Annotated in this window: 17 protein-coding genes and 2 pseudogenes; 15 read left to right on the top strand and 4 right to left on the bottom strand. The window is 71.8% G+C overall.

Annotated features, from left to right (window positions below; translation table 11 throughout):
- Positions 1–9 precede the first annotated feature (9 nt).
- Together ilvC and serA are read left to right on the top strand one after the other, a co-directional pair.
- On the top strand, positions 10–1,008 hold the full coding sequence (ilvC, locus tag B100_RS0129745; protein ID WP_024888026.1) for a ketol-acid reductoisomerase: 999 nt from the start codon (positions 10–12) through the stop codon (positions 1,006–1,008).
- Positions 1,009–1,276: 268 nt separating this feature from the next.
- Complete coding sequence (gene serA / locus B100_RS0129740) at positions 1,277–2,866, top strand: phosphoglycerate dehydrogenase (RefSeq protein ID WP_024888025.1); 1,590 nt, start codon at positions 1,277–1,279, stop codon at positions 2,864–2,866.
- Between the two features lie 19 nt (positions 2,867–2,885).
- On the opposite strand, the gene B100_RS0129735 is transcribed toward serA, so the two are convergent.
- Positions 2,886–4,433, bottom strand: a complete 1,548-nt coding sequence (locus tag B100_RS0129735) for an MFS transporter (protein ID WP_024888024.1) — start codon at positions 4,431–4,433, stop codon at positions 2,886–2,888.
- A gap of 84 nt (positions 4,434–4,517) precedes the next feature.
- Here B100_RS0129735 and B100_RS0129730 point away from each other — a divergent pair, with 84 nt between their 5' ends.
- Positions 4,518–5,120 (top strand): TetR/AcrR family transcriptional regulator, encoded by a 603-nt coding sequence (locus B100_RS0129730; protein ID WP_024888023.1) that lies wholly within the window; start codon positions 4,518–4,520, stop codon positions 5,118–5,120.
- Here the strand turns inward: B100_RS0129730 and B100_RS0129725 are convergent.
- On the bottom strand, positions 5,101–6,339 hold the full coding sequence (locus B100_RS0129725; protein ID WP_199785301.1) for a helix-turn-helix domain-containing protein: 1,239 nt from the start codon (positions 6,337–6,339) through the stop codon (positions 5,101–5,103). The genes B100_RS0129730 and B100_RS0129725 overlap by 20 nt on opposite strands.
- Before the next feature lie 138 nt (positions 6,340–6,477).
- Here B100_RS0129725 and B100_RS0129720 point away from each other — a divergent pair, with 138 nt between their 5' ends.
- The 8 genes and pseudogenes from B100_RS0129720 to B100_RS0129685 all read left to right on the top strand — a co-directional run bounded on the left by B100_RS0129720 (position 6,478) and on the right by B100_RS0129685 (position 16,295).
- On the top strand, positions 6,478–7,404 hold the full coding sequence (locus B100_RS0129720; RefSeq protein ID WP_024888021.1) for a proline dehydrogenase family protein: 927 nt from the start codon (positions 6,478–6,480) through the stop codon (positions 7,402–7,404).
- Between the two features lie 34 nt (positions 7,405–7,438).
- The gene (gene pruA, locus B100_RS0129715) at positions 7,439–9,070 is read left to right on the top strand and encodes an L-glutamate gamma-semialdehyde dehydrogenase (RefSeq protein WP_024888020.1); all 1,632 of its coding nucleotides are present in this window, start codon (positions 7,439–7,441) and stop codon (positions 9,068–9,070) included.
- A 323-nt stretch (positions 9,071–9,393) separates the two neighbouring features.
- The gene (locus tag B100_RS37800) at positions 9,394–9,525 is read left to right on the top strand and encodes a hypothetical protein (protein ID WP_106967124.1); all 132 of its coding nucleotides are present in this window, start codon (positions 9,394–9,396) and stop codon (positions 9,523–9,525) included.
- Positions 9,526–9,634: 109 nt separating this feature from the next.
- Entirely contained in the window at positions 9,635–10,678 is a 1,044-nt protein-coding gene (locus B100_RS0129705; RefSeq protein ID WP_024888019.1) for a 3-isopropylmalate dehydrogenase, read from the top strand.
- Positions 10,679–10,927: 249 nt separating this feature from the next.
- Entirely contained in the window at positions 10,928–12,016 is a 1,089-nt protein-coding gene (locus tag B100_RS0129700; protein ID WP_024888018.1) for a branched-chain amino acid aminotransferase, read from the top strand.
- A gap of 298 nt (positions 12,017–12,314) precedes the next feature.
- Positions 12,315–12,855 (top strand): annotated as a pseudogene (locus tag B100_RS34445) (TetR/AcrR family transcriptional regulator).
- Positions 12,856–13,196: 341 nt separating this feature from the next.
- Positions 13,197–14,798, top strand: coding sequence for a citramalate synthase (cimA, locus tag B100_RS0129690; RefSeq protein WP_024888017.1), 1,602 nt, complete (start codon positions 13,197–13,199; stop codon positions 14,796–14,798).
- Between the two features lie 138 nt (positions 14,799–14,936).
- Positions 14,937–16,295, top strand: coding sequence for a hypothetical protein (locus B100_RS0129685; protein ID WP_024888016.1), 1,359 nt, complete (start codon positions 14,937–14,939; stop codon positions 16,293–16,295).
- Between the two features lie 311 nt (positions 16,296–16,606).
- On the opposite strand, the gene B100_RS0129680 is transcribed toward B100_RS0129685, so the two are convergent.
- Complete coding sequence (locus B100_RS0129680) at positions 16,607–17,209, bottom strand: YceI family protein (RefSeq protein ID WP_024888015.1); 603 nt, start codon at positions 17,207–17,209, stop codon at positions 16,607–16,609.
- Positions 17,210–17,355: 146 nt separating this feature from the next.
- Complete coding sequence (gene hpnR / locus B100_RS0129675) at positions 17,356–18,855, bottom strand: hopanoid C-3 methylase HpnR (protein WP_024888014.1); 1,500 nt, start codon at positions 18,853–18,855, stop codon at positions 17,356–17,358.
- Positions 18,856–18,944: 89 nt separating this feature from the next.
- Here hpnR and B100_RS0129670 point away from each other — a divergent pair, with 89 nt between their 5' ends.
- The 4 genes and pseudogenes from B100_RS0129670 to B100_RS34440 form a co-directional block, all read left to right on the top strand.
- Positions 18,945–19,160 carry a hypothetical protein gene (locus B100_RS0129670; protein WP_024888013.1) on the top strand — a complete coding sequence of 72 codons (216 nt, stop codon included), beginning with the start codon at positions 18,945–18,947 and terminating at the stop codon, positions 19,158–19,160.
- Positions 19,157–20,005: an SDR family NAD(P)-dependent oxidoreductase gene (locus tag B100_RS0129665; RefSeq protein WP_024888012.1), complete on the top strand. Its 849-nt coding sequence runs from the start codon at positions 19,157–19,159 to the stop codon at positions 20,003–20,005. Before B100_RS0129670 ends, B100_RS0129665 begins: the two co-directional genes overlap by 4 nt.
- 91 nt (positions 20,006–20,096) lie before the next feature.
- Positions 20,097–20,858: pseudogene (locus B100_RS0129660) on the top strand (polysaccharide lyase family 8 super-sandwich domain-containing protein); the annotation flags it as partial.
- 383 nt (positions 20,859–21,241) lie between these two features.
- On the top strand, positions 21,242–21,610 hold a 369-nt coding region (locus B100_RS34440), incomplete at its 3' end, for a carboxyl transferase domain-containing protein (RefSeq protein WP_037723774.1).

The raw sequence follows: 21,610 nt of genomic DNA, 5'->3' as shown, positions 1-21,610 counted from the left end.
GAGAACCCAGTGGCCGAGCTGTTCTACGACGCCGACGCCGACCTGTCCATCATCCAGGGCCGCAAGGTCGCGGTCATCGGGTACGGCAGCCAGGGCCACGCCCACGCCCTGTCGCTGCGCGACTCCGGCGTCGACGTGCGCGTCGGTCTGCACGAGGGCTCCAAGTCCAAGGCCAAGGCCGAGGAGCAGGGCCTGCGCGTGGTGACCCCGTCCGAGGCCGCCGCCGAGGCCGACGTCATCATGATCCTCGTCCCGGACCCGATCCAGGGCCAGGTCTACGAGGAGTCCATCGCCCCGAACCTGAAGGACGGCGACGCGCTGTTCTTCGGCCACGGCTTCAACATCCGCTTCGGCTTCATCAAGCCCCCGGCCGGCGTCGACGTCTGCATGGTCGCCCCCAAGGGCCCGGGCCACCTGGTGCGCCGCCAGTACGAGGAAGGCCGCGGCGTCCCCTGCATCGCGGCCGTCGAGCAGGACGCCACGGGCAACGGCTTCGCGCTGGCCCTGTCGTACGCCAAGGGCATCGGCGGCACCCGCGCGGGCGTCATCAAGACGACCTTCACCGAGGAGACCGAGACCGACCTGTTCGGTGAGCAGGCCGTCCTCTGCGGTGGCACCGCCGCGCTGGTGAAGGCGGGCTTCGAGACCCTGACCGAGGCCGGCTACCAGCCGGAGATCGCCTACTTCGAGTGCCTGCACGAGCTGAAGCTGATCGTGGACCTCATGTACGAGGGCGGCCTGGAGAAGATGCGCTGGTCGATCTCCGAGACCGCCGAGTGGGGCGACTACGTCACCGGCCCGCGGATCATCACCGACGCCACCAAGGCCGAGATGAAGAAGGTCCTCGCCGAGATCCAGGACGGCACCTTCGCCCAGACCTGGATGGACGAGTACCACGGCGGCCTGAAGAAGTACGACGAGTACAAGAAGCAGGACTCCGAGCACCTCCTGGAGACCACCGGCAAGCAGCTGCGCAAGCTGATGAGCTGGGTCGACGAGGAGGCCTGAGCCGATCCGTCGGAAGGGCCGGAGCGGCACGCTCCGGCCCTTCGGGCGAACCAGGGGTAACGTCGGTGGTACCGCGTTGTCCGTCCCGTCCCACCACGGACGGGTGATCCTTCCGAAGCGGCGTAAGACGACGCCCTCGGCGCCACTACACTGCTGCACTACATACGCGTCAGGCCCACAGCGTCGTGCGTCTTCCACGCGGCTAGCACTTCTTCACCGCCTGCGGCCGTCGGGACGGCCGTCCGCAATGGGACTTGTGAGGACTCACGTGAGCTCGAAACCCGTCGTACTCATCGCTGAAGAGCTGTCGCCCGCCACAGTCGACGCACTCGGCCCGGACTTCGAGATCCGGCACTGCAACGGCGCGGACCGAGCCGAACTGCTCCCCGCCATCGCCGACGTCGACGCCATCCTGATCCGCTCCGCCACCAAGGTGGACGCCGAGGCGATCGCCGCGGCGAACAAGCTGAAGGTCGTCGCGCGAGCCGGCGTCGGCCTCGACAACGTCGACGTCTCCGCCGCCACCAAGGCCGGCGTGATGGTCGTCAACGCCCCCACCTCCAACATCGTCACCGCCGCCGAGCTCGCCTGCGGTCTGATCGTCGCCACCGCGCGCAACATCCCGCAGGCCAACGCCGCGCTGAAGAACGGCGAGTGGAAGCGCAGCAAGTACACGGGCGTCGAGCTCGCTGAGAAGACCCTCGGTGTCGTGGGTCTGGGCCGCATCGGCGCCCTCGTCGCGCAGCGCATGTCGGCCTTCGGCATGAAGGTCGTCGCCTACGACCCCTACGTCCAGCCGGCGCGCGCCGCGCAGATGGGCGTGAAGGTGCTGTCCCTCGACGAGCTGCTCGAGGTCTCCGACTTCATCACCGTGCACCTGCCGAAGACCCCCGAGACCCTCGGGCTGATCGGCGACGAGGCGCTGCGCAAGGTCAAGCCGAGCGTGCGCGTCATCAACGCCGCGCGCGGCGGCATCGTCGACGAGGAGGCGCTGTACTCGGCGCTCAAGGAGGGCCGCGTCGCCGGCGCCGGCCTCGACGTGTACGCCAAGGAGCCCTGCACCGACTCCCCGCTCTTCGAGTTCGACCAGGTCGTCTGCACCCCGCACCTCGGCGCCTCCACCGACGAGGCCCAGGAGAAGGCCGGTATCGCGGTCGCCCGTTCGGTGCGCCTGGCGCTCGCCGGTGAGCTGGTCCCCGACGCGGTGAACGTGCAGGGCGGTGTCATCGCCGAGGACGTCAAGCCCGGCCTGCCGCTGGCCGAGCGCCTCGGCCGGATCTTCACAGCGCTGGCGGGCGAGGTCGCGGTCCGCCTCGACGTCGAGGTGTACGGCGAGATCACCCAGCACGACGTGAAGGTGCTCGAACTCTCCGCGCTCAAGGGTGTCTTCGAGGACGTCGTCGACGAGACCGTGTCCTACGTCAACGCCCCGCTGTTCGCCCAGGAGCGCGGCGTCGAGGTCCGGCTGACCACCAGCTCGGAGTCGGCCGAGCACCGCAACGTGGTCACCGTGCGCGGCACCCTCGCGGACGGCGAGGAGATCTCGGTCTCCGGCACGCTGGCCGGTCCCAAGCACGTCCAGAAGATCGTCGCGGTCGGCGAGTACGACGTCGAGCTCGCGCTCGCCGACCACATGGTCGTCCTGCGCTACGAGGACCGCCCGGGTGTCGTCGGCACCGTGGGCCGCATCCTCGGCGAGGCGGGCATCAACATCGCCGGCATGCAGGTCGCCCGGGCGACGGTCGGCGGCGAGGCGCTCGCCGTGCTGACGGTCGACGACACCGTGACGACCACGGTGCTGGGTGAGCTGGCCGCGGAGATCGGGGCGACCTCGGCCCGTTCCGTGAACCTGGTCTGACCGCACCCTTCGTCAGGGCTCACACGCCGGACGGGCTGAGTTCCTCGGCCTGTCCGGCGTTTTCCGTGTCCGGACGTACCCGGATGTGCCGCAGGCCCGCCACCGCGATCCCCGCCGCGATCAGGAGCAGCAGCGCCCCGGCGATCGCCGCGCCCCGCATTCCCTCGGTGAACGCCTCTCGTGCCGCCGTGGCCAGAGCGTCCCCCGCGCGCCCCGGCATCTCGGCGGCGACGGCGAGCGCCCCGCCGAGGGTCTCCCGCGCCGGCTCGGGCGCGGCGTCCGGCATCGCGTGCCGGTAGACGGCCGCGCCGATCGACCCGAGGGCGGCCATGCCCAGGGCGCCGCCGAACTCGGTGCCGGTCTCCAGCAGGGAGGACGCGGCGCCCGCCCGGTCCACGGGGGCGGAGCTCAGCGCCAGGTCGGTGAGCAGGGACATCACGACGACGATGCCGGCGGCCATCACCCCGCACGCCGCCAGCACCAGCCACAGGGAGTCCGTCCCGGCCAGGGCGAGCAGTCCGTAGCCGCAGGCGGAGATCACGAACCCGGCGGTGACGACGTGCGCGCGCTCCGCCCCGCGCTGCACCAGCGTCGCCGCGACCGGGGCGGCGACGCCGATGAGCACCGACGGCAGCAGACTCCACAGCGCGGCCTCCAGCGCGCTCTTGTCGAGCACCGACTGCAGGTACTGGGTGGTGAAGATCGCGGAGCCCATCATCCCGAGCGCCGACAGGGTGTTGAGGACGAGCGCGGGACTGAAGCCGTGCCCGCGGAACAGCGCGGGCGGGATCATCGGTGACTTCGCGGTGCGCTGCCGGTGCACGAACAGCGCGCCGAACAGCAGGCCGACGGTGATCGAGACGACGTACCGGACGTTCCAGCCCTCGGAGGGCAGCTCCTTCAGGCCGTAGACGAAGGACAGCACCGCGGCCATCGACAGCGGGACGCTCAGCAGGTCGAAGCGGCCGGGGGAGGGGTTGCGCGACTCGGGGAGCAGCACCGGACCGAGCACCAGCAGCAGGACCATCGCGGGCAGGTTGACCAGGAAGACCGAGCCCCACCAGAAGTGCCCGACCAGCAGCCCGCTCATCACCGAGCCGAGCGCGATGCCGCCCGTCATCACCCCGGACCACAGCCCGATGGCCTTCGCCCGCTGGCCGGAGTCGGTGAACATCGTGCGGACCAGCGCCATCGTCGACGGCATCAGGGTGGCGCCGCCGATGCCGAGGATCGCGCGCGCCACGATCAGGGTCTCCGCGCTGTGCGCGTAGGCGGCGAGCAGGGAGGCGGCGCCGAAGGCGGCCGCGCCGACGAGCAGCAGCCTGCGGCGGCCGATGCGGTCGCCGAGCGCGCCCATGGTCATCAGCAGTCCGGCCAGTACGAAGCCGTAGATGTCGAAGATCCACAGCTGCTGGGTGCCGGTCGGCTCCAGATCGGCGCTGATCTGCGGGATCGCGAAGTAGAGGACGGAGACGTCCATCGAGACCAGCAGCAGCGGCAGCATCAGCACGCAGAGCGCGGTCCACTCACGGCGGCCGGCCCGGGGCGGGTGGGTGTCAGGTGTCATGCCGGTGACTGTACGCACGTCTTATACGCGCGTCTAGGACGTCTGTGTAAGACGTGCGTATGGACCGCGGGGTAGGCTGCCGTCATGGGACACCGTGAGGATCTGCTCGAGGGCGCCAAGCGCTGCCTGCTGGCCAAGGGGTTCGTGCGCACGACGGCGCGCGACATCGTCAAGGAGTCGGGCACCAACCTCGCGTCCATCGGCTACCACTACGGCTCCAAGGACGCGCTGCTCGCCCAGGCCTACGTCTCCCTCGTGGAGGGCATGGGCGACGCCTTCGACGGCGACGGCACGGTGGACGAGGCCGTGCCCGGATCGCTGGAGCGGTTCGAGCGGGTGTGGGCGAACATCATCGCCACCATGAAGGACCCCGGCTCGATGTGGCGGCTCAGCATGGAGGTGCTCGCCATGGGCGACCGGATGCCCGAGGTGCGCGCGCACCTCGCGGCGGCCCAGCGCGAGGCGGGGCGCGGACTGGTGCCCCTTCTCATGGGCGGCCGGGAGGAGGACGTGTCCGACGCGACCGCCGACACCGTGGGCTCCTTCTACGTGACGCTGATGACGGGCCTCATCGCCCAGTGGACCTTCGACCCGGACAGCGCGCCCGACGCCGAGCGGCTCACCGACGGCCTGCGCCAGGTGGTGGAGGCGGCCACGAGCGGAATGTCTACAGACGGTGCGCCTTGAGCGCCATGTGCAGCAGCAGGCGGTCCTCGCCGTCGTCCAGGTCCAGGCCCGTGAGCTGCTCGATCCGCGACAGCCGGTAGTACAGCGTCTGACGGTGGATGCCCAGCTCCGCCGCCGTGCGCCCGGCCTGGCCCGCGCAGTCGAGGTACGCCTCGGCGGTGCGGGCCAGCTCCGTGTGCGCGGGGGAGAGCAGCGGGCTGACCGCCGGGTCGTGGGCGGCGCCCGGGGACAGCGCGGTCAGCAGACGGTACGGGCCGATCGACGCCCAGCGGGCCACCGGTCCGAGGCGGGGTTCGGCCAGCGCCGCCCGCGCCGACGCGGACGCCTCGTCCCAGGCGGTTCCCAGATCGGCCAGGCCGGTGCGGGGCGCGGCGATGCCGGCGGCCACCGGAGGAGGCCCGGGCCGGCCCGCCGGACGGCTGGCGCGGGCCCGTTCCAGCAGCCGGCCGGCCGCCGTCGTCGCCGGTGACAGCACGTCGGTCGAGCGCAGCCGCAGCAGCAGTGCCAGCGACACCGAGGTGGCGCCCCACGGCAGGGTGCACAGCGCCGTCGCCCCCGGCACCGTACGGACCGAGGGCGCGTCGTCGGGATCGGCGGACGGCCAGGGGGCGACGCACACCACCGTGTGCAGGCCCTCGGCGCGGGGGCCGAGGGCGGTGCGCAGCTCGGCGACCGCCATGTCCCGCTGCCAGTCCCGCTCCGCGGTCAGTACCGCGCGCAGCTCACGTGTGAGGTCCGCGCCGTGCTGGGCCTCGTCCGCGAGCAGCGCGCCGATCCGCGCCGTCACCCGCATGGCCGCGTCCAGCTGCTCCGGTGTCGGCCCCGGGTCGTCCTCCAGGAGCCAGACGTATCCGAGGGCGACCCCGCGATGGCGCACCGGCAGGCAGACTCGCCCCCGGTGCACGCCCGCCTCCGGGGTGCGCGGGATGTGGACCGGGCCGGTCGCGCGGGTGATGCCGAAGCCCTCGAACCAGGCGCGGACCGCCGCCGTGGAACGCCGGGTCAGGATCGAGCGGGCGCGCACCGGATCCAGGGCGGACGGGTCGAGGTCGCCCTCGCTGTCGTACGCGCCGAAGGCGATCAGCTCGAAGTCGCGGTTCTCCAGGGTCGCCGGAGCGCCGAGGAGCTCCGAGATCTCGTCCACCAGCTCCTGGTAGTCGTCCCTGTATTCCGACGTCACCCGGGCATTCTGCCGCAAAAACCGGCGCCCTTCATACATCTGTCTGAGATCTGGTTCAGGGATGCGTGACGTCTGTCGATGGCCCAGGATCGGGACCATCCTTAGGTTTCACGGTGGTTCTCCGTGCCGTCCCCGAAACGTCGGGTGGCGGCCTCATGCAGCTTGTGGAGGTGCCCCGTGCTGGGTCCCGTGATTCTCGCCGCGTCGCGCAGCGACCGGATGCGACGCCTGATCTCGGCGGCCCCGGTGACCAAGCAGGTCGTCGACCGCTTCATCCCCGGTGAGACCGTCGACGAGATCCTGCCCATCGTCCAGGAGCTCACCGGCAACGGGCTCGAGCTGACCATGGACGTCGTCGGCGAGGACATCACCACGCCCGCGCAGGCCGCCGCCGCCCGTGACGCGTACCTGGAGCTGATCGGCCGGCTGAAGTCGCTGGAGCTCGGCCCGCGCGCCGAGATGTCGGTGAAGCTGTCGATGTTCGGCCAGGCGCTGTCCGACGGCCACGAACTGGCCCTCGCCAACGTCCGCCCGGTCGTCGAGGCCGCCGCCGAGATCGGCACCACGGTCACCCTCGACGCCGAGGACCACACCACCCTCGACTCGATGTTCGCCATCCACGAGGAGCTGCGGAAGGACTTCCCGCAGACCGGCTGCGTCATCCAGGCCTACCTCTTCCGCACCGAGGAGGACGCGCGCCGCCTTGCCGCGGCCGGCAGTCGCGTACGGTTGGTGAAGGGCGCCTACAAGGAGCCCGCCGAGGTCGCCTACCAGCAGAAGCACGAGATCGACAAGGCGTACGTGCGCATCCTGCGGACGCTGATGGAGGGCGAGGGCTACCCGATGATCGGGTCGCACGACCCGCGCCTGATCTCCATCGCGCAGGAACTGGCCCGCACCGCCGGACGCAAGCTCGACGAGTACGAGTTCCAGATGCTCTACGGCATCCGCGGGGACGAGCACCTGCGGCTCGCCGCCGAGGGCCACCGCATGCGCGTCTACACCGCCTACGGCACCGACTGGTACGGCTACTTCATGCGGCGTCTGGCGGAGAAGCCGGCCAACCTCCGGTTCTTCGCCCGCAGCATGATCACCAAGGGCTGACACCACACCGCTCACACAAGGAGTTACGGAACCCATGGACGCTGTGACCCAGGTCCCCACCCCCGTCAACGAGCCGGTGCACGGCTACGCCCCCGGCACCCCCGAGCGGGCCCGGCTGGAGGCCAAGCTCAAGGAGCTGGCCGACAATCCGGTCGACCTGCCCTGCACCATCGGCGGTGAGAAGCGGATGGGCGGCGGCGAGCGCTTCGACGTCGTGCAGCCGCACAACCACAAGGCCCGCCTCGGCACCTACGCCAACGCCACCCGGCAGGACGCCCAGGACGCCATCGACGCGGCCCTCGCCGCCGCCCCCGCCTGGCGCGCGATGTCCTTCGACGACCGCGCGGCCATCATCCTGCGCGCCGCCGAGCTGCTGGCCGGCCCCTGGCGCGAGACCATCGCCGCCTCCACCATGCTGGGCCAGTCCAAGACCGCCCAGCAGGCCGAGATCGACAGCCCCTGCGAGCTGGTCGACTTCTGGCGCTTCAACGTCCACTACGCGCGCGGCATCCTCGCCGAGCAGCCCCCGGCCAACTCCCCGGGCGTGTGGAACCGTCTCGACCACCGGCCGCTGGAGGGCTTCGTCTACGCGATCACGCCCTTCAACTTCAGCGCCATCGCGGCCAACCTGCCCACCGCGCCCGCGCTGATGGGCAACGTCGTGGTGTGGAAGCCGTCCCCGACGCAGACCCACGCCGCCGTGCTGCTGATGCGGCTGCTGGAGGAGGCCGGACTGCCCAAGGGCGTCATCAACCTCGTCACCGGCGACGGCCTCGCCGTGTCCGAGGTGGCCCTCGCCCACCGCGACCTGGCGGGCATCCACTTCACCGGCTCGACCAAGACCTTCCAGCACCTGTGGAAGACGGTCGGCCAGAACATCGAGAAGTACCGCACCTACCCGCGTCTGGTCGGCGAGACCGGCGGCAAGGACTTCGTCGTCGCCCACCCGAGCGCCGACCCCGCGATCCTCAAGACCGCGCTGACCCGCGGCGCCTTCGAGTACCAGGGCCAGAAGTGCTCGGCCACCTCGCGCGCCTACATCCCGGCCTCGATCTGGAACTCCGGCTTCAAGGAGGAGTTCGCGGCCGAGGTGGACGGCATCGCGATGGGTGACGTCACCGACCTGTCCAACTTCGTCGGCGCCGTCATCGACGAGCGGTCCTTCGCCAAGAACAAGGCCGCCATCGACCGCGCCCAGGAGGACCCGGCCTGCACGATCGTCGCGGGCGGCTCCTACGACGACTCGGTGGGGTACTTCGTGCGCCCGACCGTCATCGAGTGCACCGACCCGGAGAACGAGGTGTTCCGCACCGAGTACTTCGGCCCGATCCTCGCCGTCCACGTCTACGAGGACGACAAGTACGACGAGATGCTGACCCAGATGGAGTCGGTGTCGGACTACGCCCTCACCGGCTCGGTCGTCGCGAACGACCGCGCGGCGGCGGCGTACACGATGGAGAAGCTGCGCTACGCGGCCGGCAACTTCTACATCAACGACAAGTCGACCGGTGCCGTGGTCGGCCAGCAGCCCTTCGGCGGCGGCCGGGCCTCCGGCACCAACGACAAGGCCGGCGCCCCGCAGAACCTGATGCGCTGGACGCTGACCCGCGCCATCAAGGAGACGCTGGTCCCGCCGACCGACTACACGTACCCGCACATGGGCTGACGCCCACCCCGATCGCGAACGGGCCAGGTCACCCCCCGACCTGGCCCGTTCGTCTGTCCGCATCCGGGAAAGCCCCAGGTCAGGACGGTGTGACCCACTCCACCGTCTCAGATAGTAGGAAGCCCAAGTAATTGTGCAGACAGATGCTTCCGGCGCCCTTACTTTTGTAGGAGCCGAACGCATCGCTCGATCCAGCGAACGGCGGTCGTGAGCCGGCCCCACGCAGGCGACCCCTGTGGCCGTGGCTCCCCGCCCCTTCCGGCGTCTCGTCACCCTCCGCGCACCCGCATCTCTCCGCGCGCTTCCGAAGGAGTCGATCAGCCATGCCCGAGACGACCGCCCGCCGCCGCGTCCGCCGTTCCGTCCGCAGCGCCGAGAACGACCGCAAGAACGCCGCCGCCGCCCTGCAGCGTGCCCTCGACCGCCGGGACAACGGCGGCTCGACGGGTCACTGACCGGCGGCTCGACCGGCCGCCGGCCTGCCCGGCACGGCGCTGACACGCCCGAGTGTCCGTATGCCGGACGCGGCATGTCATCCCGTGGGACGAGGAGTAGGGTTCCCGCATGTCTCGCAGCATCGATCTCGCAGTGATCCCCGGTGACGGCATCGGCCAGGAGGTCGTGGCCGAAGGCCTGAAGGTCCTCTCCGCCGTCCTTCCGCAGGATGTGAAGCTGGAGACCAAGGAGTTCGACTTCGGCGCCCGGCGCTACCACGCCACCGGTGAGACCCTCACCGACGCCGACCTCGACGCGCTCAAGCGGCACGACGCGATCCTGCTCGGCGCCATCGGCGACCCGAGCGTCCCCTCCGGGGTTCTCGAGCGGGGCTTCCTGCTCAAGCTCCGCTTCGCCTTCGACCACCACGTCAACCTGCGGCCGTCGAAGCTCCTCCCGGGCGTCGCCACGCCGCTCGCCGGACAGCCCGAGATCGACTTCGTGGTCGTCCGTGAGGGCACCGAGGGTCCCTACACGGGCAACGGCGGCACCATCCGCAAGGGCACCGCGCACGAGGTCGCCACCGAGGTCTCCGTCAACACGGCCTTCGGTGTCGAGCGCGTGGTCCGCGACGCCTTCGCCCGCGCCCAGGCCCGCCCGCGCAAGAAGCTGACGCTGGTCCACAAGAACAACGTGCTGACCTTCGCCGGCCACCTGTGGACGAACGTCTTCAACAAGGTGGCCGAGGAGTACCCGGACGTCACCACCGACTACATCCACGTCGACGCCGCCACCATCTACCTGGTCACCGACCCGGCCCGGTTCGACGTCATCGTCACCGACAACCTCTTCGGCGACATCATCACCGACCTCGCCGCGGCCGTCTCCGGCGGCATCGGCGTCGCGGCCTCCGGCAACATCAACCCGAGCCGCGAGTTCCCGTCCATGTTCGAGCCCGTGCACGGCTCGGCCCCGGACATCGCGGGGCAGGGCAAGGCGGACCCCACCGCCACGGTCCTGTCCGTCGCGCTCCTGCTGCGTCACCTCGGCCACGACGCCGAGGCCGCCCGCATCGAGGACGCCGTCTCCGCCGACCTCGCGGAGCGCGGTGGCCTGCCCGCCCGCAGCACCTCTCAGATCGGCGACGCGCTCGCCGCACGAGTAGCCGGCTGACCCGGCGCCACCTCGACACCACTCGAAGCCGCCGGGTCGCATCCGCACCCGGCGGTTTCGTCTGTTCACCGCCGGGTGACGTAGACGACCACCGGGCCGCAATCACCCTGTTTCTTCCGCCACCTCCGCCGGGCGATAATCGAACGCGGAGCCGCGGACTGAGGGAATGCTCGGACGTCCTGGTACTGGCCACAGGCCGTACGGGCGTGTGCGCGGCCCGTCACTACAATCGGTGAAGGACAAGCACTCATGACGACGCCCACGATCGAGCTCAAGCCCTCGGCCCACCCGCTCTCCGACGCGGAGCGCGAGGCGATCCTGGCCAACCCCGGCTTCGGCCGCCACTTCACCGACCACATGGTGACGATCAAGTGGACCGAGGGCCGCGGCTGGCACGACGGCCAGCTCGTCCCGTACGCGCCGATCTCCCTCGACCCGGCGACCACCGTGCTGCACTACGCGCAGGAGATCTTCGAGGGCCTCAAGGCCTACCGGCAGCCCGACGGCTCCGTCGCCACCTTCCGCCCCGAGAAGAACGCCGAGCGCTTCCAGCGCTCCGCCGCGCGCCTGGCCATGCCGGAGCTGCCGGTCGAGACCTTCATCGAGGCGTGCGACGCGCTGGTCGCCCAGGACCAGGCGTGGGTCCCGGCGCACGGCGGCGAGGAGTCGCTGTACCTGCGGCCCTTCATGATCGCCACCGAGGTCGGGCTGGGCGTGAAGCCCGCCAACGAGTACCTGTTCCTGGTGATCGCCTCCCCGGCCGGCGCCTACTTCCCGGGCGGGGTGAAGCCGGTGTCCATCTGGGTCTCCGAGGACCGCGTCCGCGCCGTCCCCGGCGGCATGGGTGACGCCAAGACCGGCGGCAACTACGCGGCCTCCCTGCTGGCGCAGGCCGAGGCGGCGGCCAAGGGCTGCGACCAGGTCTGCTACCTCGACGCGGTCGAGCACCAGTGGGTCGAGGAACTGGGCGGCATGAACCTGTACTTCGTGTACGGGAACAAGATCGTCACGCCGGCCCTCACCGGGTCGATCCTGGAGGGCGTCACCCGTGACTCCCTGCTGGGCGTCGCCCGCGACCTCGGCTACGAGGCAGTCGAGGGTCGCGTCTCCGTCGAGCAGTGGCAGCGCGACTCCGAGAACGGCAGCCTCACCGAGGTGTTCGCCTGCGGTACGGCCGCCGTCATCACGCCGGTCGGCACGGTGAAGCGCGCGAGCGGGGAGTGGCAGCAGGGCGGCGGCGAGCCCGGCGAGGTCACCGTCCGCCTCCGCCAGGCCCTCCTCGACATCCAGCGCGGCACGGTGGAGGACAAGCACGGCTGGATGCACAAGCTGGCGTGACGGGTGAGGGGTCCGGGGCTGCGGCTCCGGACCCCTCCTGCCCGTACGGCGCTGCCAGACCCGCTCGTCCGCCGGCGCGCGTACGGGCGTCGCGGGCGCCGTGGGGTTCGGAGTGCGGCGCGTCGCCGGCACGTACGCCGCTCCGCCCACCGCGCCCGACAACAGGAAGCTCGTGTCCACTCCGCCCGTCAGGGGGACCAGGCTGGTCCCGGACTCCGTACGGGTGGAGGCCGCTCCGTGACCGCCGCCCGTCGTTCGTACGCCCGCGCCGCCGCGTGAGGACGTGCTCGCCGCCGCCATGGCGATGATCGCCGAGCGCGGTCCGGAACGGCTCACCATGGCGGCGCTCGGCCGCGAGGCCGGGATGAGCAGCGGGCACCTGCTCCACTGCTTCGGCTCCAGGGGGAGAGCTGCTGCTGCGCACCCTGGAGTGGAGCGAGGGACGCCTGGGCGCCGAACGGGCCCGGCTGCTCGCCCGCACCGGCACCGCCCGCCTGGACGCGTACGTGGAACTGTACGTGCCCGACGGACACCGCGACCCGCACCGGACGCTGTGGCTGGAGGTGTGGAACCGCTCCCAGAACGCGCAGGCCGAGGCGCGCGACCGGCAGGCCGCGATCGAGGGCGCCCGGCACCGGGACCTGGTGGCGCTGCTCGCCGAGGGCGTCTCCCGGGGCGAGTTCCGCGCGGTCGACGCCGACCGCCACGCCGCCCGGCTGCGCGCGCTGCTCGACGGTCTGTCCATCCACGTGGCGATCGGTCCGCGCGGCACCGACCGGCCCCAGGTCCTGGAGCACGTACGGGAGTTCTCCGACGAGACGCTGCTCGCGCAGAGCTGAGGACGGGCGGCGCACCCGGTTCGGCGTCTCACCGCAGCGGGTGCTCCGCCCGCATCCTGAGACGGACGGTGAACGGGCGGGCGGTGTGTGCCAAAATCCCCCCGTGCTCTCGTTCGCCACGATTATTGGCAGCAGGCGCGCCGGTCCGCAGTGACCGCACGTACGACACCGTACGGGCGGACACCGTCGTCCTCGACCCGCGCGCAGACCTCTCGCACCCGCGAGAGGTTTTTCTGTTTCCTGGCCCACCCACAGCCGGGAACCGGGCGCGAGGGACCATGGGGGAACGGTGGAACCGGTCATTCCGGTAGACCGAGATCCAATACAGGAGCCTTCAGACCATGACCGCACCCAGCGAGCTCGACGACTCGTTCCACGTCTTCGACACCACCCTGCGCGACGGCGCCCAGCGTGAGGGCATCAACCTCACGGTCGCCGACAAGCTGGCCATCGCACGGCACCTGGACGAGTTCGGCGTGGGCTTCATCGAGGGCGGCTGGCCCGGCGCCAACCCCCGCGACACCGAGTTCTTCGCCCGCGCCCGGCAGGAGATCGAGTTCCGCCACGCCCAGCTGGTCGCCTTCGGCGCCACCCGCCGCGCCGGCACCACCGCCGACCAGGACCCGCAGGTGAAGGCGCTGCTCGACTCCGGCGCGCCGGTGATCACGCTCGTCGCGAAGTCCCACGACCGCCATGTCGAGCTCGCGCTGCGGACCACCCTCGACGAGAACCTCGCGATGGTCCGCGACACGGTCTCCCACCTCAAGGCGCGGGGCCGCCGCGTCTTCGTCGACTGCGAGCACTTCTTCGACGGCTACCGCGCCAACCCCGAGTACGCCAAGGCCGTCGTCCGCGCCGCTGCCGAGGCCGGGGCCGACGTCGTCGTCCTGTGCGACACCAACGGCGGCATGCTCCCGGCGCAGATCCAGGCCGTCGTCGCCACCGTCCTCGCCGACACCGGCGCCCGGCTCGGCATCCACGCCCAGGACGACACCGGCTGCGCGGTCGCCAACACCCTCGCCGCCGTCGACGCGGGCGCCACGCACGTGCAGTGCACCGCCAACGGATACGGCGAGCGGGTCGGCAACGCCAACCTGTTCCCGGTCGTCGCGGCCCTGGAGCTGAAGTACGGCAAGAAGGTCCTCCCCGACGGCCGGCTGCGCGAGATGACCCGCATCTCCCACGCCATCGCCGAGGTCGTCAACCTCACCCCCTCCACCCACCAGCCCTACGTCGGCGTCTCGGCCTTCGCCCACAAGGCCGGACTGCACGCCTCCGCGATCAAGGTCGACCCCGACCTGTACCAGCACATCGACCCCGAGCAGGTCGGCAACACCATGAGGATGCTGGTCTCCGACATGGCCGGCCGCGCCTCCATCGAGCTCAAGGGCAAGGAACTCGGCATCGACCTCGGGGGCGACCGCGAACTCGTCGGCCGGGTCGTGGAGCGGGTCAAGGAGCGCGAGCTCAAGGGCTACACCTACGAGGCCGCCGACGCCTCCTTCGAACTGCTGCTGCGCGCCGAGGCCGAGGGCAGGCCGCTGAGGTACTTCGAGGTCGAGTCGTGGCGGGCGATCGTCGAGGACCGTCCCGACGGCACCCACGCCAACGAGGCCACCGTGAAACTGTGGGCGAAGAGCGAGCGCATCGTCGCCACCGCCGAGGGCAACGGCCCGGTCAACGCCCTCGACCGCGCCCTGCGCGTCGCCCTGGAGAAGATCTACCCCCAGCTCGCCAAGCTGGAGCTGGTCGACTACAAGGTGCGCATCCTGGAGGGCAAGCACGGCACCCAGTCCACGACCCGGGTGCTGATCTCCACCTCCGACGGGGAGGGCGAGTGGTCGACGGTGGGCGTCGCGGAGAACGTCATCGCCGCCTCCTGGCAGGCCCTGGAGGACGCCTACACCTACGGACTGCTGCGCGCCCGGGTCGAACCCGCCTGATCCGGCCCGGCGCGGCCGACGTCTTCCGCACGAGAGAGGCCACCGAGCCGCGTCCCGACCACACCGGACCGGCGGGCGGTTCGAATGCCCACCGGTCCGGATGTCCGTTTCCAGGCGTATTCAGGTAGCTTCGAAGGTATGAAGGCCGCATCGACGCGCACCCTCCTCCGCCTGCTGATCCTGCCGGTGGCCGCCGCCCTGGCGGTCCTGATGGCCGGCGCGCCGGGGGCGCAGGCGGCCACGGATCTCTCCGTCGTCGCCGAGAAGCTCCGCGACAGTCCCGTCTACGTCGACCCCGCCGCCCGCGACATCCTGTCGGCGTCCGACGCCGAGGCCCTCGCCGACAAGATCGAGGACGCCGACAAGCCGATCTTCATCGCGGTCCTCCCGGCGGACTTCCCCACCCAGAACCTCTTCCGCGAGCTGCGCACCGAGACCGGCGTCACCGGGTTGTACGGCGTGCGGCTCGGCGACCGGTTCGACGCCCGGGCCGACGGCAGCGTGCTGAGCCGGCAGGGCGTGTCCAACCTGGTCGGGTCGGTGCAGAGCGCCGGCGACGCCAAGGCCCAGCTGAACGACTTCGTCGACAGCGCCGTACGCAACATCGGCGGCGGCGCGCCCAACTCCTGGAACGACGGATCCGGCGAGGTCCCGGTCGGCGGTCTGATCACCGTCGGCGCGCTGGTGGCGGCCGGCGGAGCGGGAGCGTACGCGCTGTCCCGCCGCCGCAGGCTCCGCCACGAGGAGGAGCAGCGGGCCGCGCTGGAGAAGCTGCGGGTCGTCGTGGACGAGGACATCACCGCGTTCGGCGAGGAACTCGACCGTCTCGACTTCCACCCGGGCGAACCCGGCGCGGACGACGCGATGCGCGCGGACTACGAGCGCGCGCTGGACGCCTACGAGCAGTCCAAGTCGCACATGGCGGCCGCCGGCAAACCGGAGGACGTCCGGGCGGTGACCCAGGCCGTCGAGGACGGCCGGTTCGCGCTCGCCTCGCTGGCCGCCCGCCGTGAGGGCAGGCCGGTGCCGGAGCGCCGCCCGCCCTGCTTCTTCGACCCGCGCCACGGACCCTCCGTCGCCGACGCCCGGTGGACGCCGCCCGGCGGGACCGAGCGCGAGGTGCCGGTGTGCGCGGCCGACCGGGCACGCCTGGCCGACGGCCGGGACCCCGCCGTCCGCGAGGTCGACACCGAGTACGGCCGCCGTCCCTACTGGGAGGCCGGGCCCGCGTACGGCCCCTGGGCCGGCGGCTACTTCGGCGGCGGCCTGCTGCCCGGCCTGCTCGTCGGCACCCTGCTCGGCGGCGTGATGGCCGGCCCGGGCTACGCGGCCGACTACGGCTCCGGCTACGGGGACTTCGGCGGCGGCTACGGCGGCGGCGACGTCTCGGGCGCCGACTTCGACCCCGGTGACTTCGGGGGCGGGTTCGGCGGAGGCGGAGACTTCGGCGGCGGCGGCTTCGGTGGCGGCGGCGACTTCGGCGGCGGAGGGTTCTGACCGCTCACCGGTGCCGCCGGTGGTGTGCCCCCCACACAGCCCGCCGGTGGTGCCCGCACACGGCCCGCAGGTGGTGCCCGCACACGGCCCGCCGGTGGTGTCCGCACACGGCCCGCCGGTGGTGTCCGCACACGGCCCGCAGGTGGTGCCCGCACACGGCCCGCCCGTGGTGCCCGCACATAGCACGCCCGTGGTGCCCACACACAGCCCGCCGGTGGTGCCCGGACACGCGAGCGCCCGCCCTCCCGCACAGGGTGCCGGGGAGCGGGCGCGCTCGGGCGCGGGGTGCTGTCGACCGCCGCGAGGGGGCGTCACGCCTTGCGGATCGCCGAGATGTCGAAGTTCAGCTTGATCTTGTCCGACACCAGCACGCCGCCCGTCTCCAGGCCGGCGTTCCAGGTCAGGCCCCACTCGGAGCGCAGGATCTCGGTCCTGCCCTCGAAGCCGACGCGCTCGTTGCCGAACGGGTCCTTCGCGGCGCCGTTGAACTCCAGGTCGATGGTGATCGGCCGGGTGGTGCCGAGGATGCTCAGATCACCGGTGATCCGGTAGTCGTCGCCGCCCAGGGCCTCGGCCTTGGTGGAGCGGAACGTCATCGTCGGGAACTCGTCCGTCTTGAAGAAGTCCGCGCTCTTCAGGTGACCGTCACGGTCGGCGTTGCCCGTGTCGATGCTGTCCATCACCACGTCGAGCGTGGCGGTGGAGCGGCTCGGGTCCGAGCCGTCGAGCTGCAGGGTGCCGGTGAAGTCCTTGAAGCTGCCCTTCACGTTGGTGACCATCGCGTGGCGCGCCACGAAACCGATCGTGGTGTGCGCCGGGTCGATCGTGTACTCGCCGGTCAGCGCGGCGAGGTCAGGGCTCACCGCGGAGTCGGTGGCGCGGTTGTCGTTGTCCTTGCGGCCGAAGAGACCCATGGTGTTCCTCCTGAGGAGATCACGTTGAATGTTCAACTAACTCAACACGGCCCACCGTAGACCCATTCCCTTCAAAGTTCAACATCTTTTGGGGAAGGTGTCGTGATCCCTCGCTCGAACGAGTGATAGTGATCGGCCGGGCCCGCCTAGTCCGGCGTTCGGCGGGACGGAGCGCCCTGCGTCGCGCCCCGTGTGTGGACGTAGAGCTTGCGCCGGTCGCCCACGTCCAGCCGCTGGGGGAGCGGCAGTTCGTGACGCACCGGACGCGCGTGGTCGGCGAGCTGCCGGCGCGGGTTGTACACCTGGTTGAACTTCCACAGCATGCGGGCGAAGTTCGTCTGCCCGTGCGCCAGGTTGCGGGTCAGCACGCGCGCCGCCCCGAACGCCGTGCGCAGCCCCAGGTGCTTGCGGTTGATGACCGCCTGGGTGCGCACCAGCTCCTCGTAGAAGCGGTCCAGCGGCAGCGTGGTCGGCACCACCGCGTGCTGGATGTCGAACAGCCGGTAGTCGCGGGTGGTGAGGCGGCGCGACTCGGTGTGCCAGATCTCCGTCCCCGGGTACGGCGTCATCACCGTGAAGTGCACGATCTCGGGCACGGCCAGCGCGAACTCCCGCACCACCCGGAACCGCTCCTCGTCCCACGCCGGGTCCACGATCAGGTTGATGGCGACCCGGATGCCCATCCGGCGGGCCACCTCCAGCGCCTTCAGGTTCTCGTCGGGGCTGATTCGCTTGCGGTACAGGTCCAGCCCTTCGGCGTCGATCGCCTCCATGCCGAGGAACATGTACCGCAGCCCCAGCCGCGCCCAGCGCTCGAACACCTCGGGGTGACGCAGCAGCACGTCGGCGCGGGTCTCCAGGTAGTACTGCTTGCGGATGCCGCGCCGCTCCACCTCGGCCGCGATCGCGTTGCCGTGCTCGGGCCGGATGAACGCCACGTCGTCGACGATGAACACGTTCGGCTCGCGGATCCGCGCCAGGTCCTCCGCCGCCGCCTCGGGGGACGCCTTGCGGTAGCTGCGGCCGTAGAAGGTCCACGCCGAGCAGAACGAGCAGTCCCAGGGACAGCCGCGGGTGAACTCGATCGAGGCGCACGGGTCCAGCTCCCCGATGAAGTAGCGGCGCCTGCCGCGCATCAGGTCACGGGCCGGGAGCGGGGTGTCGATGCCGTGCAGCATCAGCGGGGCCGGGCCGCGCCCCGACGCCGTGACGACGCCCGGCACCCCGTCCACCCCGCCGTCCCGCACCGCCTCCAGCAGCGGTGCCACGACCGGCTCGCCCTCCCCGCGCACCACGGCGTCGACGGCTCCCCCCGCCTGCTCGACGACCTCCTCGGCGACGAAGGAGACGCTGTGGCCGCCGAGGAACACGAAGCAGCCCGGCACCTCCTCCTTCACCCGCTCCGCCAGCCGGATCGCCTCCGGGATGTTCGCCAGGTAGTTCAGCGAGATGCCGAGCGCCTCCGGACGGAACGCGCGCACCTCGTCGCGCAGCCGCCGCACGCTCAGCACCTGCAGATCGACCACCCGGACCTCGTGACCCGCCTCGCGCGCGGCACCGGCCACCCGCTCCAGACCCAGGGGTTCGAGCCGGAGGAAGATCTCGGAGTACATCAGGGCGCTGGGGTGGACGAGCAGCAGACGCATCAGAGGGACCTCGCCACGGAGCCTGGATCGGAGCTGGACGTCCCTTTCGTAACCCGGCACGGCGCGGCGCGTACTGCCCGTACGCCCGCATGGCCGCACCCGGCGGCCCGCAGGAGTGGTCCTGGGGCGTGGCGCACGGGACCGGCGACCGCCCGCGTCCCGCCCGGCTCACGGGCGGCCGCTCGCACCGGCGGGGCGCCGCCGCGGCTGCCGCGAACGGGCCGCTGCGCTGGCAGGCGCACCGGACCGGGGGTGTCCTGGATGGCGAGGCCCGCAGCGACAGCGCATGGGAGACCGACTCGTGACCACCACCGGCTCCGATTCCACCTACGACCCCCCGGCGGATCCCGCCGCCTCCGCCGTCCCCACCGGGGCGGCGGCCCCCGGACAGGGCCCGCCCCCCACGGACCGGCGGGTCGCCCTTGTCACCGGCGCGTCCTCGGGCATCGGCGCGGCCACCGCCCGGCGCTTCGCCGCAGGCGGCTGGCATCTGCTGCTCAGCGGGCGCGACCGGAGACGGCTGGAAGAGACGGCCTCGGGCACGTCCGCCGTCCTCCTGCCCGCCGACCTCGCCGCCCCGGACGGGGCGAAGATGCTGGCCGAGGCCGCCCTGCGGGAGGCGGGACGCGTCGACCTGCTGATCGCCGGGGCGGGCATCGGCTGGGCGGGGCCCTTCCTGACCATGCCGCACACCGACATCGACCGGGTGCTCTTCCTCGACCTCAACGCCACCCTCCACCTGGTCCGCGAGGTGCTGCCCGCCATGGTCGCCTCGGGTGGCGGCCGGGTGGTGCTGGTCGGGTCGGTGGCCGGCACGGTGGGCGTGCGCGAGGAGGCGGTGTACTCCGCCGCCAAGGCCGGACTGGCCGCCTTCGCCGAGGCGCTCCGGCAGGAACTGCGCGGCACAGGCGTGGGGGTCACGCTGATCGTGCCCGGGCCCGTCGAGACCGGCTTCTTCGCCCGCCGGGGCCGGCCGTACCACCGCTCCCGGCCACGCCCCACCTCGCCCGGCCGGGTCGCGGCCGCCGTGTGGGACGCGGTCGGCGAGGCCCGCGACGACACCTACATCCCGTCCTGGCTCACCCTCCCCGCCCGGGTCCGCGCCCTCACCCCCGGCCTCTACCGCAAACTGCTCAACCGCTTCGGCTGACCCCGCCCACGGCCCGGCCCGGTGCCCGCGGGCGTGTCCCCGGCTGCCCGGCCGGGCAGGGGCCCCGCGTCCCGGCGCGGAGTGCGGCGACGTGACACGGGGACGGCGGCCGGGACCCGGCCGGGACGACCCGTACGACACGCTGCGGCGGCGCCGGACGGATCTCACGCTCGGCACCGGCTACGACCCGGCCGCCGATCCGTACGCTTCCCGGCCCGCCGCCACCGGGGCACACGCCCGCGCCCTCCGGGCGGCCACGGACCCAGCCCCCGGGTCCCTCCGGCCCGGCTGCCCCTTCGACCCGCCTTCCGGCATCACCGGCACCTGCGCGCGCCTGCGGACCACGACCCTCGCCTGCGTGCGGCACGGCACCGGCGACCCCGCGACGACGGAGGACGTTGACGTCCCGCGCGGCCCCGACCACCTGACGGCCACCGCCTCCCACCCGGGCAGCACGCCCCACGGCAACTGGTGGGAGTGGCGGATCGGCACCCCTCGGCTGCTCACCGACATCCTCGCCGCCGCTCAGCGCCCGCGGGCCCGACGTGGCCGACCTGGCCGGGCTGCGCGCGATCGCCGCCTGGCCCGCGTCCGCCGCGCCCGCGCCCGTGGGGCACCGCCCTGTTCGCCGCGATGGACCGGGGCCGTACACCGCCGGCCCCGGTTCACCGCGTGCATCGCCAAGGCGAGCGACCGCATCGCCCACCACGAGTGCGGCAACGGCGAGAACCCGCGCGGCCGGCACACCGGCGCCGGAATGCTGACCTGGTGGGCGGCGGGCCGCGGCGACCAGTACACGGACTGGTTCTGGCCCACGGTCGACCCGTACCGCCTGCCCGGCACCACCGCCTCCCGCCCGGCCGGTGTGCTCCTGCGCCGTCAAGGGCGTACTGTCACCCTCGGCGTGAGCGAGCCGACCCGAACGGGCGAACCGGTGGAGGTCGATTGGGATCACCCGGTGAGGGAGGTGCGCAAGGCTCCCTAGTCCGTGGAAATCCTGGCCACCGGACCTCGGTTGCGGCACCCGCGTCACTCCGAGGGAGGCATGTGCGACGCCCACATGTGAGGCGGCTCTCAGCTGACGGCTTTGTACGACCCCCACAAGCGCGAGGGCCTCTGAGCAGTCGGAACGCCTGCACGACCCGAAGGTTCTGTTCAGTGCTACCAGGAAAACGACCCGGAGACTGTGAGGAGTCGACGGCTCGCAAAGAGCGGTGTGCTTCGTAAGGTCACTACATGACCGTTTTGGATGAGGCGCCGGGTGAGCCGACCGACGCGCGCGGACGCGTGGCCGAACTGCACGAGATCCGTGCCCAGGCACTGGCCGGCCCGAGCGAGAAGGCGACCCGGGCGCAGCATGCCAAGGGCAAGCTGACCGCGCGGGAGCGCATCGAACTGCTGCTGGACGCGGGTTCGTTCCGTGAGGTGGAGCAGTTGCGGCGGCACCGGGCGACCGGTTTCGGTCTGGAGGAGAAGAAGCCGTACACCGATGGTGTGATCACCGGCTGGGGGACGGTGGAGGGGCGGACGGTCTTCGTCTACGCGCATGACTTCCGGATCTTCGGCGGTGCGCTGGGGGAGGCGCACGCCACGAAGATCCACAAG

Source organism: Streptomyces sp. CNH189, from assembly GCF_000527195.1.
This window is presented reverse-complemented; position numbering and strand designations above follow the sequence as displayed.